We start from the raw sequence: 14,371 nt of genomic DNA, 5'->3' as shown, positions 1-14,371 counted from the left end.
CAAGACACTTGTCTTGATAATTATAACCGGATATGTAAAATTGTCAATAGAAGAAAAAGTTTGCCCGGTGTTATGGAGGACAAACTGTTTGCCTGGTGCGAGGATCAAATTGTGGAACCGAAAGTTTTTAATATCTAATTATGGGAACTTAGTTTTACTTGCGAGAACTTAAGTTTTAACGTCTTGATTTTTCTGCATAAAGTGTTATACTGAGAACATGCAGATATAGTTCATCGGTAGAACACCAGCTTCCCAAGCTGGGGAGGCGGGTTCGATTCCCGTTATCTGCTCTCTGAAACCCTTGATTTTACTGGGGGTTCGGGACTTCGGTATAGTAAAACCAATCACCCAACCAATCAACTTGCATAAATTTGATTTACTTTACCTTTCGTCTGCAATTCTGGAATTGAATTTAGAATCTGTAAGTTCTTTTTAAGTATTTTCCTGTTTTTGCGATAATATTTCATCATTATTGAATGAATAATTCTTTTTTTACATGTTAACTGGATCTCTGACTTATATATCCCCAAAGTCTCTGCTGCATATGATGTAAAATATTCATTCTCTTTTCAATCATTCCATGCTATAATAAAAAAAATGTTCAGGGAGGTATCATATGCCACTATTAAAGGACGATTATGTGAAAACCGAAAAAATAAATGGTATCATCTATAATATGTCACCTTCTGGCAGTTATTTTCATGGGCAGATTAATGGTAATATTTATTTTAGTCTGAGAAATCAATTAAAGAATAGTATATGCGCTGTTTCAATGGAAAATCTTGATTTATATTTATCAGAAGATGAATATGTGATACCAGATGTTATGCTGATCTGTGATCGTAAACAGATTAAGAAGAATGGTTATCATGGGGTTCCGCGGCTGATTGTAGAAACATTAAGCCCTGCTACTGCTTTGAAGGATAGGACAGTAAAAAAAGATAAATATGCTCAGATAGGTGTGGATGAATACTGGATTATTTCTCCGCAGGAACGTTCTATTGAAATTTACTATTTAGAAAATGGAGGCTACACCCTCGTTGCTTCTTATATTTTAGAAGATGATACTACAGACGAACACTACAATGCTGAAACAGTTATTACTTTGAAAGCGATGCCTTCGGTATCTGTTCAGCTGCGGGAAATCTTTGAAAATATTGATTAAAACAATCTCAACCCCTCAGATATTCTTGGGATTGAGATTGTTTTGATTAGAGCGCGTTTGAAAATTGCTTTTCCACAAATTGTGACACACATCTGTCGGAAAGCGTTTTTCAAACACACTCTGGTATATGTAACGTAAAAAAGTAATTTTATAAAACCATCAATTATTTTTCCATTGCATTATCAAGTCGGATGCCTTACATTATAAAAAGAAACTATTATAGTATTTTGTTTCAAAAACTGAGCTGCAGCGCAGTTGTGAGACGGAACTGCTGTATAAAAAGAGAGGATGATTATTGTGAAAATAGGATTTATCGGATGCGGAAATATGGGGTCTGCCATGATCGGCGGTATTTTGAAAAAAGGAATTTTCAAAAAGGAAGAAATCATTGTTTCGAATCTGACAGAGGAAGGTTCCAGACGGAGCAGAGAGAAACTTGGAGTTGAGACAACGCTCGACAATCGTGAGGTTGTAAGAAAAGCCGGTATCATTGTACTTGCCGTGAAACCTCAGTTTTATGAAGAAGTGCTGACAGAGATCAGGGATGATTTGACCACTGAGCATATGATCGTCGGCATTGCACCGGGAAAAACACTGGAGTGGCTGGAAGAAAAATGTGGAAAACCGTTGAAAATTGTTCGCCTCATGCCGAATACTCCTGCACAGGTGGGAGAGGGAATGACTGGTGCCTGTGTGAATGACCGGGTGACAGAAGAGGAGAAAGAACAGATTCGGGAGATTACAGAGAGCTTTGGCCGAACAGAATTTGTTCCGGAACGTCTGATGGATGCTGTCGGAGCTGTCAGCGGCTGTTCCCCTGCCTTTGCTTTTATGTTTATGGAAGCAATGGCAGATGCTGCGGTGGCTTTGGGGATGCCGAGAAAGCAGGCATATTCTTTTGCTGCACAGGCAGTTCTGGGAAGTGCCAGAATGGTACTGGAAACAGGCATGCATCCGGGAGAACTGAAGGATATGGTGACTTCTCCGGCAGGAACCACCATCGAAGGGGTTCGCACTCTGGAAAGAGAAGGCATGAGAAGTGCTGTTTTTGAAGCGCTGATCGCCTGTGCGGAAAAAGGAAAACGATTATAATCCGGCTTAAAAAGAAAAGAAAATCCGGTAGAAAAAAAGAAAATTAAATTGTGTGAAAGAACAGAATGTGCTAAACTGGTTTCAGACTGGAAGCGCAAGGAGGGCGGGCAATTGGTTTTGATCATACAGAAAATGCTGGAAATGTCCATGCGCCTGGATAAGAGTGACAGAAAAATCCTGCGTATTCTGGGTAGGATTCTGGGGATATTTCCGGTTTGTTACAGTAAGCGGCTGGAAAAACGATTGTTTGAGGGCACATGGGATCCTGTTCATAAATATCGCAGACGAAAAAAACATAGATGTTTTGGAAAAGAAAGAAAAAAACAGTTTAAAAGTCATATCTGTTCCAAAAAGAAAAAGAATCCGAAGGGGTGATATCCCGGTTTATTCAACCGGGGGAATCACCCCTTTGCTCATATTACTGTTATGGTATCTGGTGGAGTAGGTGACATCTTCGCCGAACCATGCCGGAGGTATATAGTTTTGTGCAGCTTCTTCGGAAGAAAACTCCACTTCCGCAAGAAGAAGGCCTTCATAGACACCGTGAAATACATCCAGTTCGATGGTGAGATCATTTTTCTCGGGAATGAGATAACGGGTTTTGGAAATGACAATACCGTCTGCTTTGGGGCAGAGATGTTCGTAGGCGTCTTTTGTAAGAGGCAGATTATATTCTTCTCTTGCAAGAAGACCTTTGGATTTATAGGTGAGATAATATTCGTCATCCTGACGCCGGATGCGTACCACCGGTTCGGTGCAGAGATATCCCTGTTCGATCTGGTGAAAGGAATATGCAGACAGGTCAGGCAGGTTTTCTTTTTGAATCAGGAATTTTCGTTCGATTTCCATAATTTTCTCCTTTTCATATCATCTTTCATATTTCCTGTTTTGTGTACAAAGTCAGTATATATTTTTGTGTACAAAGTCAGTATATATTTTTGTGTGAAAAAAGTCAGCATATCTATTTTTATGTACAAAGTCAGTATATCTATTTTGTTGTAAAAAAGAAAGTGTAATGTTATAATTATTCAAAAAGTGACGGCTGCTGGTCGCTGCGTATGAAGAATACAGCGCCTGATGAACACTGACAGGAGGATAAAATGAGCAAAGTATATATTTTTCTTGCAGATGGATTTGAAGATATTGAAGGACTGACGGTTGTGGACCTGATGCGCCGTGCCGGAATTGATATTCAGACAGTTTCCATCAAAGACACCAGAGAAGTGCAGACATCCCATGGGATTTCCATGCTGACAGACCGGATTTTTACAGAAACAGATTTTTCAGATGCGGATATGCTGGTACTTCCCGGAGGAATGCCCGGAACGAAATATCTGGGAGCATATCGGCCGCTGACAGATCTTCTGACAGATTTTTATCACAAAGGCGGAAAGGTTGCAGCCATCTGTGCAGCACCGAGTGTATTTGCCCAGCTTGGATTCCTGGAAGGCAGAAAGGCAACTTCCTATCCATCTTTTATGGAGAAGCTTACCGGAGCCGTGACCACAGAAGAGGCTGTGGCTGTGGATGGAAATGTAACGACCAGCCGGGGACTGGGAACTGCCATTGATTTTGCACTTTCCCTGATCGTTCAGCTGTGCGGAGAAGAAAAAGCGGAAGAAATTGCGGCATCTGTTATTTATGTGCGCTGATGGCTGATGCAATCGCCCGTAGTAAAAATACGGCTTTTCCAGTGAAAAAACGCTGGCTTTTTTGAAATGATTGTGCTATACTACCATAATGACTGTAATTATATCTCTTTCAGGAGAGAGATGTATGCCTGACAGGAACGAAACAGGCAAAGATATACCAATATTTATAAATATAGAAGAAATAACCTGATATTTTAAGGAGGAATACGAAACATGAGTTTACAGGTGGAAAAACTGGAAAAGAACATGGCGAAACTGACGATCGAAGTTTCTGCTGAAGATCTGGATAAGGCAATGGACAAAGCATACCAGAAAGCGAAAGGAAGAATTTCCATTCCAGGATTCCGTAAAGGAAAAGCTCCAAGAAAAATGATCGAGCAGATGTATGGCAAGGGAATCTTTCTGGAAGATGCAGCAAATGCGCTGATTCCGGAACACTACAGCAAAGCTCTGGAAGAATGTGATCTTGAGATCGTTTCCCAGCCGGAGATCGATGTTACACAGGCTGAGCCTGGCAAAGCATTCATCTTCACAGCAGAAGTAGCAGTAAAACCTGAAGTAACCCTTGGCGAATACAAAGGTGTAGAAGTTCCGAAGGCAGAAGTTGCTGTTACAGATGAAGATATTGATGCAGAAATCAAAAAAGAACAGGAGAAAAACTCCAGAACCATCACTGTAGAAGACCGCGGAGCAGAGAATGGTGATATCACCACAATCGACTTTGAAGGATTTGTTGATGATGTTGCATTCGAAGGCGGCAAAGGCACAGATTATCCTCTGACCCTTGGTTCCGGTTCTTTCATTCCTGGATTTGAAGATCAGCTGGTTGGCGCAAAAGCCGGTGATCACGTAGAAGTAAAAGTTACTTTCCCGGAAGAATATCAGGCAAAGGAACTTGCAGGCAAAGAAGCTGTATTCCAGTGTGATGTGAAGAAAGTAGAAACCAAAGAACTTCCAGAACTGGACGATGATTTTGCTCAGGATGTATCTGAATTTGATACTCTTGCAGAATACAGAGAAGACGTTAAGAAGAACCTGACAGAGAAGAAAGAAAAAGAAGCTGCAAGTGCAAAAGAAAACGCAGCAGTAGAAAAAGCTGTAGAGAACGCTCAGATGGATATTCCGGATGCTATGGTTCTTACTCAGGCGCGTCAGATGGTTGATGATTTCGGCAGAAGAATGCAGCAGCAGGGCCTGACTCTGGAGCAGTATTTCCAGTATACAGGTCTGACTCTGGACAAGATGATCGAGGACAGCAAGCCGCAGGCTCTTAAGAGAATCCAGACAAGACTTGTTCTTGAGAAAATCGCAGAAGTAGAGAACATCCAGCCGACAGAGGAAGAAGTAGATGAAGAAATCTCCAAGATGGCTGAAATGTACAAAATGGAAGCTGACAAGCTGAAAGGACTCTTTGGAGAAGCAGAAATGACTCAGATGAAGAAAGATATGGCAGTACAGAAAGCTGTTACTTTCCTTGCTGAGGAAGCAAAAGAAGTTTAATTGAATTTTAATGACAGTGCTGTCCCTGCATGCGGCAGCACTGCATGAAGCCAGCGAATGGAGGCATGTATATGAGTTTGGTACCTTATGTCATTGAACAGACGAGCAGGGGAGAAAGAAGTTACGACATTTATTCCAGACTTCTCAAGGACAGAATCATTTTTCTTGGTGAAGAGGTGAACGATGTAAGCGCCAGCATTATTGTGGCACAGCTCCTTTTTCTGGAGGCTGAGGATCCGGGAAAGGATATCCAGCTTTACATCAACAGCCCGGGAGGATCTGTAACAGCAGGTATGGCGATTTACGACACAATGAAATATATCAAATGTGATGTTTCCACCATTTGTCTCGGAATGGCTGCCAGCATGGGAGCATTTCTCCTTGCGGGCGGAACGAAGGGCAAGAGATTTGCACTTCCGCATTCCACAATTATGATTCATCAGCCTTCCGGCGGTGCGCAGGGACAGGCGACTGAGATTCAGATCGTAGCAGATCATATCGCCCAGACCAAGAGAACGCTGAATGAAATTCTGGCTGAGAACACCGGTCAGCCATTCGAAGTTGTAGAACGGGATACCGACCGGGACAATTACATGACCGCAGAAGAAGCAAAAGCTTACGGTTTGATTGACGGTGTTGTCATGCATAAATAATGCCAAAGATAAGACTCCTGTAAGCCAGGAGTCTTATCTTGTATAACAGGAAAGTGTCTGACAGTTTCCTGTTATACAAGATAAGACCTCCGGGCAGGGTTTTTCTAATATATAAATAATCAATCCTGAAGGGATTGGGAGAAAGGAAAATAAATATCCATGGCAGAAAAGATAAGAGAAGGAAAAGTCAGATGCTCCTTTTGTCATAAAACAGAAGATCAGGTTCGCAAACTGATCGCGGGACCGGATGGTTCTTTTATCTGCGATGAATGTGTGGGGATTTGTTCCGAGATTCTGGAAGAAGAATTCGGAATGTATGAACAGGAACCGGTTTTTGATAATTCCTCTATTAATTTGCTGAAACCAGAGGAAATCCATGCGATTTTGGATGATTATGTAATCGGACAGGATGAGGCGAAAAAGGCATTATCCGTAGCAGTTTATAATCATTATAAAAGAGTGACAGCTTCCCGCAATCTGGATGTGGAGCTTCAGAAAAGTAATATTCTGATGCTTGGACCGACCGGTTCCGGCAAAACGCTTCTTGCACAGACACTTGCCAGAATGCTGAATGTGCCGTTTGCCATTGCAGATGCGACAACTCTGACAGAGGCCGGATATGTCGGTGAAGATGTGGAAAATATTCTTCTGAAGATCATTCAGGCAGCAGATTATGATATTGAACGTGCCCAGTACGGTATCATTTATATTGATGAAATTGATAAAATTACAAGAAAATCCGAAAATGCATCCATTACCCGTGATGTTTCCGGAGAAGGTGTGCAGCAGGCGCTTTTGAAGATTCTGGAAGGTACAGTTGCCAATGTTCCTCCTCAGGGCGGAAGAAAGCATCCGCATCAGGAATTTATTCAGATCGATACGACGAATATTCTGTTTATCTGCGGCGGTGCGTTTGAAGGAATCGATAAGATTATTGAGGCGCGCAAGGATACCAAATCCATCGGTTTCGGCGCGGAAGTGGCAGTGAAGGAAGAACGTAATGTCGGCGAAGTGCTGAAAGAAGTAATGCCGGAAGACTTTATCAAATTTGGTCTGATTCCGGAATTTATCGGACGTGTACCGGTGGTTGTCTCTCTGGACGCTCTGGATGAAAAAGCACTGATCCGTATTCTGAGAGAACCGAAGAATTCTCTGACCAAACAGTATCATAAGCTGTTTGAGCTGGATGGTGTGGAACTGGATTTCAAAGAGGACGCACTGGAGCTGGTTGCACAGAAATCCCTGGAACGCAGGACAGGAGCCAGAGGTCTGCGTGCCATCATGGAAACTTCCCTGATGGATCTTATGTACAAAATTCCGTCAGATAACACGATTCGTAAATGTACCATTACCAGAGAAGTGGTAGAGGGGACCGGTGAAGCGGAAATCGTTCACGGAGAGGCGCCTGCGCCGTCTGCAGGCAGGAAAACGACCCGTTCCCGCAAAAAAGGAAAACCGGAAACAGCCTGATGAAGGGATGGAAGACAAATGACAAATCCGATTTGTGTACTGCCGACGATTGCACTGAGAGGAACAACGATTCTCCCGGATATGATCGTACATTTTGATGTCAGCCGGGAACGCTCCATCAAGGCAATCGAAGAGGCTATGCTGCATGATCAGAAAATTTTTCTGATTACCCAGAAGGATCCGGAAACGGAAATGCCCGGTCTTCTGGATTTATATCAGATTGGAACGATTGCGTATATCAAGCAGGTAGTAAAAATGCCCAAGAATCTTCTGCGTGTTCTTGTAGAAGGAATCGAACGGGCGGAAATTATGGGGCTGGTACAGGAAACCCCCTGCCTGAAAAGCGAAGTGGCTCTTTTCGAAAAAGAGGGAACAGAGCATCTTCTGCCGTCAGAAAAAGAGGCAATGTGCAGAAGTATTCGCCAGCTTTTTCATCAGTATTGCCTGGAGAGCGGCAAAATCAGCAAAGATCTGGTAGCACAGATTTTAAAAATAAATGAAATTACCGAATTGATGAGTCAGGTTTCGGTGAATTTACCGCTGACTTATCAGAACAAACAGAAAATTCTGGAAGCGATTTCTCTGGAAGAACAGTATGAGGTTCTCGGCGTCATTCTGAGTAATGAGATTGAAGTAATGAAAGTCAGCAAGGAGCTTCAGAAAAAACTTCAGGGAAGAATTGACAAGAATCAGAGAGAATATATCCTGAGGGAGCAGATGAAACTGATCCGTGAGGAACTCGGGGAAGACAATACGGCAGGAACCATCGAGGAATACCGGAGACAGCTGAAGCAGCTGGATGCTTCTTCTGAAGTAAAAGAAAAAATCAGCAAAGAGATCGACCGGCTGAAAAGCATGAACAGCAATATGGCGGAAACTTCTGTGCTGAGCGGTTATATTGAGACTCTTCTGGCACTTCCGTGGAACAGAAAAACAGAAGATTCTACAGATTTGAAAGAAGCGTGGAAGATTCTGGAAGAAGGACATTACGGTATGAAGGAAGTAAAAGAGCGTATCATGGAGTTTCTTTCCGTACGAAAACTTACTTCCGGAGGAAAAAGTCCGATTCTTTGTCTTGTAGGCCCTCCGGGTACTGGAAAGACCTCCATTGCACGTTCGGTAGCAGAGGCTCTCCATAAAAAATATGTCCGTATCTGTCTGGGCGGCGTGAGGGATGAAGCCGAGATCCGCGGACACCGCAAAACCTATGTGGGTGCAATGCCGGGCAGAATTACCGAAGCTCTGAAACAGGCAGGAGTCAGCAATCCGCTGATGCTTCTGGATGAGATCGACAAGACCAGCAGTGATCATAAAGGAGATACGGCATCTGCACTTCTGGAAGTTCTTGATCCGGAACAGAATAACAGTTTTAAGGATCATTATGTAGAAATTGCACAGGATCTGTCAGAGGTTCTGTTTATTGCGACAGCCAATGATATGCAGGGGATTCCGAGACCGTTGCTGGACCGTATGGAAGTGATCGAAATTTCCGGATACACGGAAAACGAAAAAGTTCACATTGCCAAAGAACATCTGATTTCCAAGCAGATGGAGATCAACGGTCTTCAGAAAGGTCAGCTTACCATTCAGGGCACTGCTCTCCGGAAAATCATCAATAACTATACAAAAGAGGCCGGAGTCCGCAGCCTGGAAAGAAAGATTGGTCAGATCTGCCGCAAAACAGCCAGAGAGATTATGGAGAACGGCAGAGAAAAGGTAACGGTCACTTCCAGAAATCTTCCGGATTATCTGGGAAAAGAACGCTATAATTATCTCATGGCCAATAAAAAAGATGAGGTGGGAATTGCCCGCGGTCTTGCATGGACACAGGTTGGAGGCGATACCCTTCAGATCGAAGTCAATGTGATGCCGGGCAAGGGAGAACTTCGTCTGACCGGTCAGCTTGGTGATGTGATGAAGGAATCAGCACAGGCCGGAATCACCTATATCCGTTCCGTTGCGCAGGATTATGGAATCTCACAGGAATTTTTCCAGGAACATGACATTCATGTACATATTCCGGAAGGTGCGGTTCCGAAGGATGGACCTTCTGCGGGTATTACGATGGCAACCGCCATGCTTTCTGCGGTAATCGGACGGGAAGTCCGTGCAGATGTGGCGATGACAGGAGAAATTACGCTGAGAGGCAGGGTTTTGCCGATCGGTGGGCTCAAGGAGAAACTTCTGGCAGCGAAATATGCAAAAATCAAAGAAGTTCTTGTTCCGGCAGAGAATAAGCCTGATATCCAGGAAATGGATGGAGAAATCGTGGACGGACTGAAAATTTTCTTTGTGGACACAATGAGTGATGTGCTGAAAGAAGCTCTTTGCAAATAAGCAGATATGTCTGTGCATCGCGAAGCGTGCTGCTGAGAACTGAGTGAACAGTAATGGCTGTATGGCCAGAATTTTATCCGAAAGACAGAGAGGAATCATATGGTTATCAAAAATGTTTCGTTAGATATTGTGTGCGGTATTACCAGTAAGCTTCCGGATACAGGAAGACCGGAGGTGGCTTTTGCCGGCAAATCCAATGTGGGGAAATCCTCCCTGATCAACGGTCTGATGAATCGTAAATCCCTGGCCCGTACCAGTTCACAGCCGGGGAAGACACAGACAATCAATTTTTACAATGTGAATGAGTGTATGTATCTGGTGGACCTTCCGGGCTACGGATACGCCAAAGTTTCCCAGTCCGAAAAGGAAAAATGGGGAAAGATGATCGAAAACTACCTTCATACATCGAAGACACTGAAGGCGGTTTTTCTGCTCATTGACATCCGGCATGAGCCGTCTGCCAATGACAAAATGATGTATGACTGGATCGTGCATCAGGGCTATGAACCGATCATTATAGCCACCAAGCTGGATAAGCTGAAGCGAAGCCAGATACAGAAAAATCTGAAATTGATCAAAGAAGGGCTGAAGCTCCGCCCGGGCACAGTCGTGATTCCTTTTTCTGCGGAAACCAAGCAGGGAAGAGAAGAAATCTGGGCGCTGATCGACGAGTTGACCGGCTTTGGACCGGCAGCTACCGAAGAAGCCTGACAACGCGAGGAAAAAACAACTATGGGAATTATCAAGGCATTCAAGCTGGGATTTGACTATCTCAAGTACGACGAAGACGGCAATGTGCAGGATACGCAGAGAGCCGTTGATGATGTAAACCTGGACATTGAAGCCGGGGAATTCGTGGCAATTCTGGGGCACAACGGCTCCGGAAAATCCACTCTGGCAAAACATCTGAATGCACTGCTTTTGCCTTCAGAGGGAACTCTGTGGATAGACGGAACGGCAACAGATGAGGAGCCGGAGCTCTGGAAACTCCGCCAGAAAGCCGGTATGGTTTTTCAGAACCCGGATAATCAGATTATTGGAACAGTGGTGGAGGAAGATGTGGGGTTCGGACCGGAAAATATGGGAGTCCCTACAGAAAAAATCTGGAAACGTGTGGATGAAAGTCTGCAGAAGGTGGGAATGACAGCCTATCGTCATCATTCACCGAATAAGCTGTCCGGAGGACAGAAACAGCGAGTGGCAATTGCAGGGGTCATGGCTATGCGTCCGAAATGCATTGTTCTGGATGAACCTACTGCCATGCTGGATCCCAATGGACGAAGGGAAGTACTGAAAGCAGTCAGGGAACTGAATCAGCAGGAAAATGTAACCGTTATCCTGATTACGCATTATATGGAGGAAGTGATCCACGCGGACAAAGTCTATGTAATGGATGAAGGAAAAATTGTGATGCAGGGAACGCCAAAAGAAATCTTTTCGCAGGTGGATACACTGAAAAAATACCGCCTGGACGTACCCCAGGTAACACTGCTGGCCCATGAACTCCGGAAATCCGGTGTGGATATTCCGGAAGGAATACTGACTACAGAGGAATTGGTGAGTGCCTTATGTCGATAGAACTGAAGAATGTAACTTATACGTACAGCCCGGGAACCTCTTATGAGATTCATGCCCTGAAAGATATTAATCTGATGATTCCGGATGGACAGTTTATCGGAGTCATTGGTCATACGGGCAGTGGGAAATCAACACTGATCCAGCATCTGAATGCACTGATTCAGCCAACGTCCGGTACGATTCTCTACAATGGAGAAGATATCTGGGCAGAAAAATACAACCGCAAAGCGCTGCGCAGCGAGGTGGGACTGGTTTTCCAGTATCCGGAGCATCAGCTGTTTGAGAGCGATGTGCTGTCAGATGTATGCTTTGGTCCTATGAATCAGGGGCTTACCAGAGAAGAAGCAGAAGTGGAAGCGAGAAAAGCACTTCAGCAGGTTGGATTTAAAGAAAAAAATTATGGAAAATCTCCGTTTGAACTTTCCGGAGGACAGAAGAAACGAGTCGCCATTGCAGGCGTTCTTGCCATGAATCCGAAGATCCTGATCCTGGATGAGCCGACAGCAGGTCTTGATCCGAAGGGCAGGGATGATATTCTGGATCAGATTGCAGAACTTCATAAACTGAGAGGAATCACCATTATTCTGGTATCTCACAGTATGGAGGATATTGCAAAATATGTGGAACGGCTGATTGTAATGAATCAGGGAGAAGCGGTATTTGATGATACTCCCAAGGCGGTGTTTGCTCATTATCAGGAACTGGAGTTCATGGGACTGGCAGCTCCTCAGATTACTTATATTATGCATGCACTGAAAGAACATGGCCTTCCGGTGGATGAAGAGGCTACGACGGTGGAAGAGGCGAGAGGCAGCATCCTGTCTGCACTGAAGGAGATGCATTCTCCTCTTTTTCATGAAGAAGTGACGGGAGGTCAGGAAAATGCTTAGAGATATTACACTGGGACAGTACTATCCGGCAAACTCTGTCCTTCATAAACTGGATCCCAGAACGAAACTTGCCGGCACCATGGTATTTATTATTTCTGTGTTTTTGTTTCACACACTGCCAGGATATGCGGTGGCAACACTTTTTCTTGCTGCCATGATCGCTGTGTCCAAAGTACCTGTGAAGTTTATGTTCAAAGGGCTGAAGGCAATTGTAATGATTCTGATGATCACAGTGGTATTTAATATGATCCTGACACCGGGAGAAGTACTCTGGAAATTGGGATTTCTGAAGGTGACCAGAGAGGGTGTTCAGCTGGCTGTAAGAATGGCTATTCGACTGACCTATCTTGTGATCGGCTCATCGATTATGACGTTGACCACTACACCGAATCAGCTGACAGATGGTCTGGAAAAAGCCCTTCGTCCGCTGAATAAAATCCATGTACCGGTACATGAGATTTCCATGATGATGTCGATTGCTCTTCGTTTTATTCCGATTCTTCTGGAAGAAACCGATAAGATTATGAAAGCACAGATTGCCAGAGGAGCTGATTTTGAGAATGGAAATCTGATCCAGAAAGCAAAAAATATGGTGCCTCTTCTGGTACCGCTGTTTATTTCTGCTTTTCGGCGTGCCAATGACCTGGCAATGGCTATGGAAGCCAGATGCTATCATGGCGGAGAAGACCGCACCCAGATGAAACCGCTGAAGTATGCAGCACGGGATCGGGCTGCGTATGGAATTCTGGCTGCATATCTGGCTGTGGCGATTGCTTTTCGTGTGGCTGGAATTTAGAAGGCATTGAACAGGAAAAAACAGGTATTGTTTTTGAAAGATAGAAATATGTGGAGCTGCAGAATGTCGTATGTAAATTTTTCTTCGATCATCATTTCATATGGTTGGGAAGCAATACGGGATTCTGCAGCTTTTTTTCAGGAGGATTATTATGAAGCGAATCGGACTTGTGGTGGCCTATGACGGCACGAATTACTGCGGATGGCAGACACAGCCAAATGGAGTGACGATTCAGGGGGTTTTAAATGAAACTTTGTCGGAGCTTCTCGGAGAAGAAATTGAGACCATCGGAGCCAGCAGAACGGATGCCGGTGTTCATGCCATGGGAAATGTGGCGGTGTTTGACACCAATACCAGAATTCCGGGGGAAAAGATTTCCTATGCCCTGAATCAGAGGCTGCCGGAGGATATCCGTATCCAGCTTTCGGAGGAAGTGGAACCGGATTTTCACCCCCGCTACTGTGACAGTGAAAAAACTTACGAATACCGGATTCTGAACCGGAAATTCCCGGTGCCTACAGAACGGCTGTATTCCTATTTTTATCATTATAAATTAGATGTGGATAAGATGCGCGAAGCGACGTCCTATCTGATCGGCAGACATGATTTTGCAAGCTTCTGCGGCGCAAAAGCACAGGTGAAGACGACTGTCCGGACCATTACCGGAATCGATGTATGGAGAGATGGTGATATGGTCACGATTCGTGTTTCCGGAGAAGGATTTCTGTATAATATGGTCCGGATCATTGCCGGAACTCTGATTGAAGTGGGAAACGGTCAGTACCCTCCGGAACGTGTAAAAGATATTCTGGAGGCATGCGACAGGGAAGCTGCAGGACCTACTGCTCCTGCGCATGGCCTGACTCTGATGGGAATTGAATTTTTTGATTGACGAGCTGCTCCAGAGTGTGTTTGGAAATTGCTTTCCGACAGATGTGCGTCACGATTTGTGGGAAAACAATTTTGTATTTTGAAGGAAAACATTTATATATATTGATAAGAAATATTTTTGTATTTTGATGGAAAAAACGGTTGACAGAAAAGATTGGGTATAATATAATTACTCAATGTGACGAAGTGCGAAAACTCCTGAGCCAAAGCCCCGGCAAAGGTGTTTTTATCAGCGGTTTCGGACATTTCCGCGATTATTATTTTTGCACTGTTCACCAGGAATTATTTACATTCGCGGATATCCGCGGTTATACAAACAATCGTTGATAAATAACAGGAGGTAAAAC

Annotated in this window: 14 protein-coding genes, 1 tRNA gene and 2 pseudogenes; 15 read left to right on the top strand and 2 right to left on the bottom strand. The window is 44.1% G+C overall.

The window, feature by feature from the left end:
- Window positions 1-219: 219 nt before the first annotated feature.
- The 5 genes and pseudogenes from ACTNEW_RS05455 to ACTNEW_RS05435 all read left to right on the top strand — a co-directional run bounded on the left by ACTNEW_RS05455 (window position 220) and on the right by ACTNEW_RS05435 (window position 2,632).
- Window positions 220-290 (top strand) — tRNA-Gly (locus tag ACTNEW_RS05455).
- A 326-nt stretch (window positions 291-616) separates the two neighbouring features.
- Window positions 617-1,165 (top strand): Uma2 family endonuclease, encoded by a 549-nt coding sequence (locus ACTNEW_RS05450; RefSeq protein WP_441058782.1) that lies wholly within the window; start codon window positions 617-619, stop codon window positions 1,163-1,165.
- A gap of 77 nt (window positions 1,166-1,242) precedes the next feature.
- Window positions 1,243-1,311: pseudogene (locus ACTNEW_RS05445) on the top strand (DUF6783 domain-containing protein); the annotation flags it as partial.
- Window positions 1,312-1,462: 151 nt separating this feature from the next.
- Window positions 1,463-2,257: a pyrroline-5-carboxylate reductase gene (proC, locus tag ACTNEW_RS05440; RefSeq protein WP_441058780.1), complete on the top strand. Its 795-nt coding sequence runs from the start codon at window positions 1,463-1,465 to the stop codon at window positions 2,255-2,257.
- Window positions 2,258-2,368: 111 nt separating this feature from the next.
- Window positions 2,369-2,632 carry a hypothetical protein gene (locus ACTNEW_RS05435; RefSeq protein WP_441058778.1) on the top strand — a complete coding sequence of 88 codons (264 nt, stop codon included), beginning with the start codon at window positions 2,369-2,371 and terminating at the stop codon, window positions 2,630-2,632.
- A 9-nt stretch (window positions 2,633-2,641) separates the two neighbouring features.
- Here ACTNEW_RS05435 and ACTNEW_RS05430 read toward each other — a convergent pair whose 3' ends face one another.
- Complete coding sequence (locus tag ACTNEW_RS05430) at window positions 2,642-3,106, bottom strand: CYTH domain-containing protein (RefSeq protein WP_441058776.1); 465 nt, start codon at window positions 3,104-3,106, stop codon at window positions 2,642-2,644.
- Between the two features lie 251 nt (window positions 3,107-3,357).
- On the opposite strand from ACTNEW_RS05430, the gene ACTNEW_RS05425 reads away from it, so the two are divergent.
- The 10 genes from ACTNEW_RS05425 (at window position 3,358) to truA (ending at window position 14,025) form a co-directional block, all read left to right on the top strand.
- The gene (locus ACTNEW_RS05425; RefSeq protein WP_441058774.1) at window positions 3,358-3,909 is read left to right on the top strand and encodes a DJ-1 family glyoxalase III; all 552 of its coding nucleotides are present in this window, start codon (window positions 3,358-3,360) and stop codon (window positions 3,907-3,909) included.
- A gap of 213 nt (window positions 3,910-4,122) precedes the next feature.
- A complete protein-coding gene (gene tig, locus ACTNEW_RS05420; RefSeq protein WP_441058772.1) occupies window positions 4,123-5,409 on the top strand; it encodes a trigger factor in 1,287 nt (428 codons plus the stop codon).
- A 71-nt stretch (window positions 5,410-5,480) separates the two neighbouring features.
- Window positions 5,481-6,062: an ATP-dependent Clp endopeptidase proteolytic subunit ClpP gene (clpP, locus tag ACTNEW_RS05415; RefSeq protein WP_441058770.1), complete on the top strand. Its 582-nt coding sequence runs from the start codon at window positions 5,481-5,483 to the stop codon at window positions 6,060-6,062.
- 159 nt (window positions 6,063-6,221) lie between these two features.
- On the top strand, window positions 6,222-7,532 hold the full coding sequence (gene clpX / locus ACTNEW_RS05410; RefSeq protein ID WP_441058768.1) for an ATP-dependent Clp protease ATP-binding subunit ClpX: 1,311 nt from the start codon (window positions 6,222-6,224) through the stop codon (window positions 7,530-7,532).
- Window positions 7,533-7,550: 18 nt separating this feature from the next.
- Window positions 7,551-9,869, top strand: coding sequence for an endopeptidase La (lon, locus tag ACTNEW_RS05405; protein WP_441058766.1), 2,319 nt, complete (start codon window positions 7,551-7,553; stop codon window positions 9,867-9,869).
- A gap of 99 nt (window positions 9,870-9,968) precedes the next feature.
- A complete protein-coding gene (yihA, locus tag ACTNEW_RS05400) occupies window positions 9,969-10,580 on the top strand; it encodes a ribosome biogenesis GTP-binding protein YihA/YsxC (RefSeq protein ID WP_441058764.1) in 612 nt (203 codons plus the stop codon).
- 21 nt (window positions 10,581-10,601) lie between these two features.
- Window positions 10,602-11,447, top strand: a complete 846-nt coding sequence (locus tag ACTNEW_RS05395) for an energy-coupling factor transporter ATPase (protein ID WP_441058762.1) — start codon at window positions 10,602-10,604, stop codon at window positions 11,445-11,447.
- Window positions 11,438-12,337, top strand: a complete 900-nt coding sequence (locus tag ACTNEW_RS05390) for an energy-coupling factor transporter ATPase (protein WP_441058760.1) — start codon at window positions 11,438-11,440, stop codon at window positions 12,335-12,337. Before ACTNEW_RS05395 ends, ACTNEW_RS05390 begins: the two co-directional genes overlap by 10 nt.
- On the top strand, window positions 12,330-13,133 hold the full coding sequence (locus ACTNEW_RS05385) for an energy-coupling factor transporter transmembrane component T family protein (protein ID WP_441058758.1): 804 nt from the start codon (window positions 12,330-12,332) through the stop codon (window positions 13,131-13,133). Before ACTNEW_RS05390 ends, ACTNEW_RS05385 begins: the two co-directional genes overlap by 8 nt.
- Window positions 13,134-13,284: 151 nt before the next feature.
- Window positions 13,285-14,025 carry a tRNA pseudouridine(38-40) synthase TruA gene (gene truA / locus ACTNEW_RS05380; RefSeq protein WP_441058756.1) on the top strand — a complete coding sequence of 247 codons (741 nt, stop codon included), beginning with the start codon at window positions 13,285-13,287 and terminating at the stop codon, window positions 14,023-14,025.
- A 32-nt stretch (window positions 14,026-14,057) separates the two neighbouring features.
- On the opposite strand, the pseudogene ACTNEW_RS05375 reads toward truA, so the two are convergent.
- Window positions 14,058-14,117: pseudogene (locus ACTNEW_RS05375) on the bottom strand (hypothetical protein); the annotation flags it as partial.
- Between the last annotated feature and the right edge of the window lie 254 nt (window positions 14,118-14,371).

The sequence above is a fragment of the Blautia sp. HCP3S3_G3 genome (genome assembly GCF_052063365.1).
Classification (GTDB): domain Bacteria; phylum Bacillota; class Clostridia; order Lachnospirales; family Lachnospiraceae; genus Blautia_A.
This window is presented reverse-complemented; position numbering and strand designations above follow the sequence as displayed.

Bases quoted from the DNA above. Each gene is read 5' to 3' on its own strand.
- ACTNEW_RS05425 (WP_441058774.1), top strand. From the start codon at position 3,358: ATGAGCAAAGTATATATTTTTCTTGCAGATGGATTTGAAGATATTGAA.
- truA (WP_441058756.1), top strand. From the start codon at position 13,285: ATGAAGCGAATCGGACTTGTGGTGGCCTATGACGGCACGAATTACTGC.
- ACTNEW_RS05385 (WP_441058758.1), top strand. From the start codon at position 12,330: ATGCTTAGAGATATTACACTGGGACAGTACTATCCGGCAAACTCTGTC.
- clpP (WP_441058770.1), top strand. From the start codon at position 5,481: ATGAGTTTGGTACCTTATGTCATTGAACAGACGAGCAGGGGAGAAAGA.
- ACTNEW_RS05390 (WP_441058760.1), top strand. From the start codon at position 11,438: ATGTCGATAGAACTGAAGAATGTAACTTATACGTACAGCCCGGGAACC.
- tig (WP_441058772.1), top strand. From the start codon at position 4,123: ATGAGTTTACAGGTGGAAAAACTGGAAAAGAACATGGCGAAACTGACG.
- ACTNEW_RS05395 (WP_441058762.1), top strand. From the start codon at position 10,602: ATGGGAATTATCAAGGCATTCAAGCTGGGATTTGACTATCTCAAGTAC.
- clpX (WP_441058768.1), top strand. From the start codon at position 6,222: ATGGCAGAAAAGATAAGAGAAGGAAAAGTCAGATGCTCCTTTTGTCAT.
- yihA (WP_441058764.1), top strand. From the start codon at position 9,969: ATGGTTATCAAAAATGTTTCGTTAGATATTGTGTGCGGTATTACCAGT.
- ACTNEW_RS05430 (WP_441058776.1), bottom strand. From the start codon at position 3,106: ATGGAAATCGAACGAAAATTCCTGATTCAAAAAGAAAACCTGCCTGAC.
- lon (WP_441058766.1), top strand. From the start codon at position 7,551: ATGACAAATCCGATTTGTGTACTGCCGACGATTGCACTGAGAGGAACA.
- ACTNEW_RS05450 (WP_441058782.1), top strand. From the start codon at position 617: ATGCCACTATTAAAGGACGATTATGTGAAAACCGAAAAAATAAATGGT.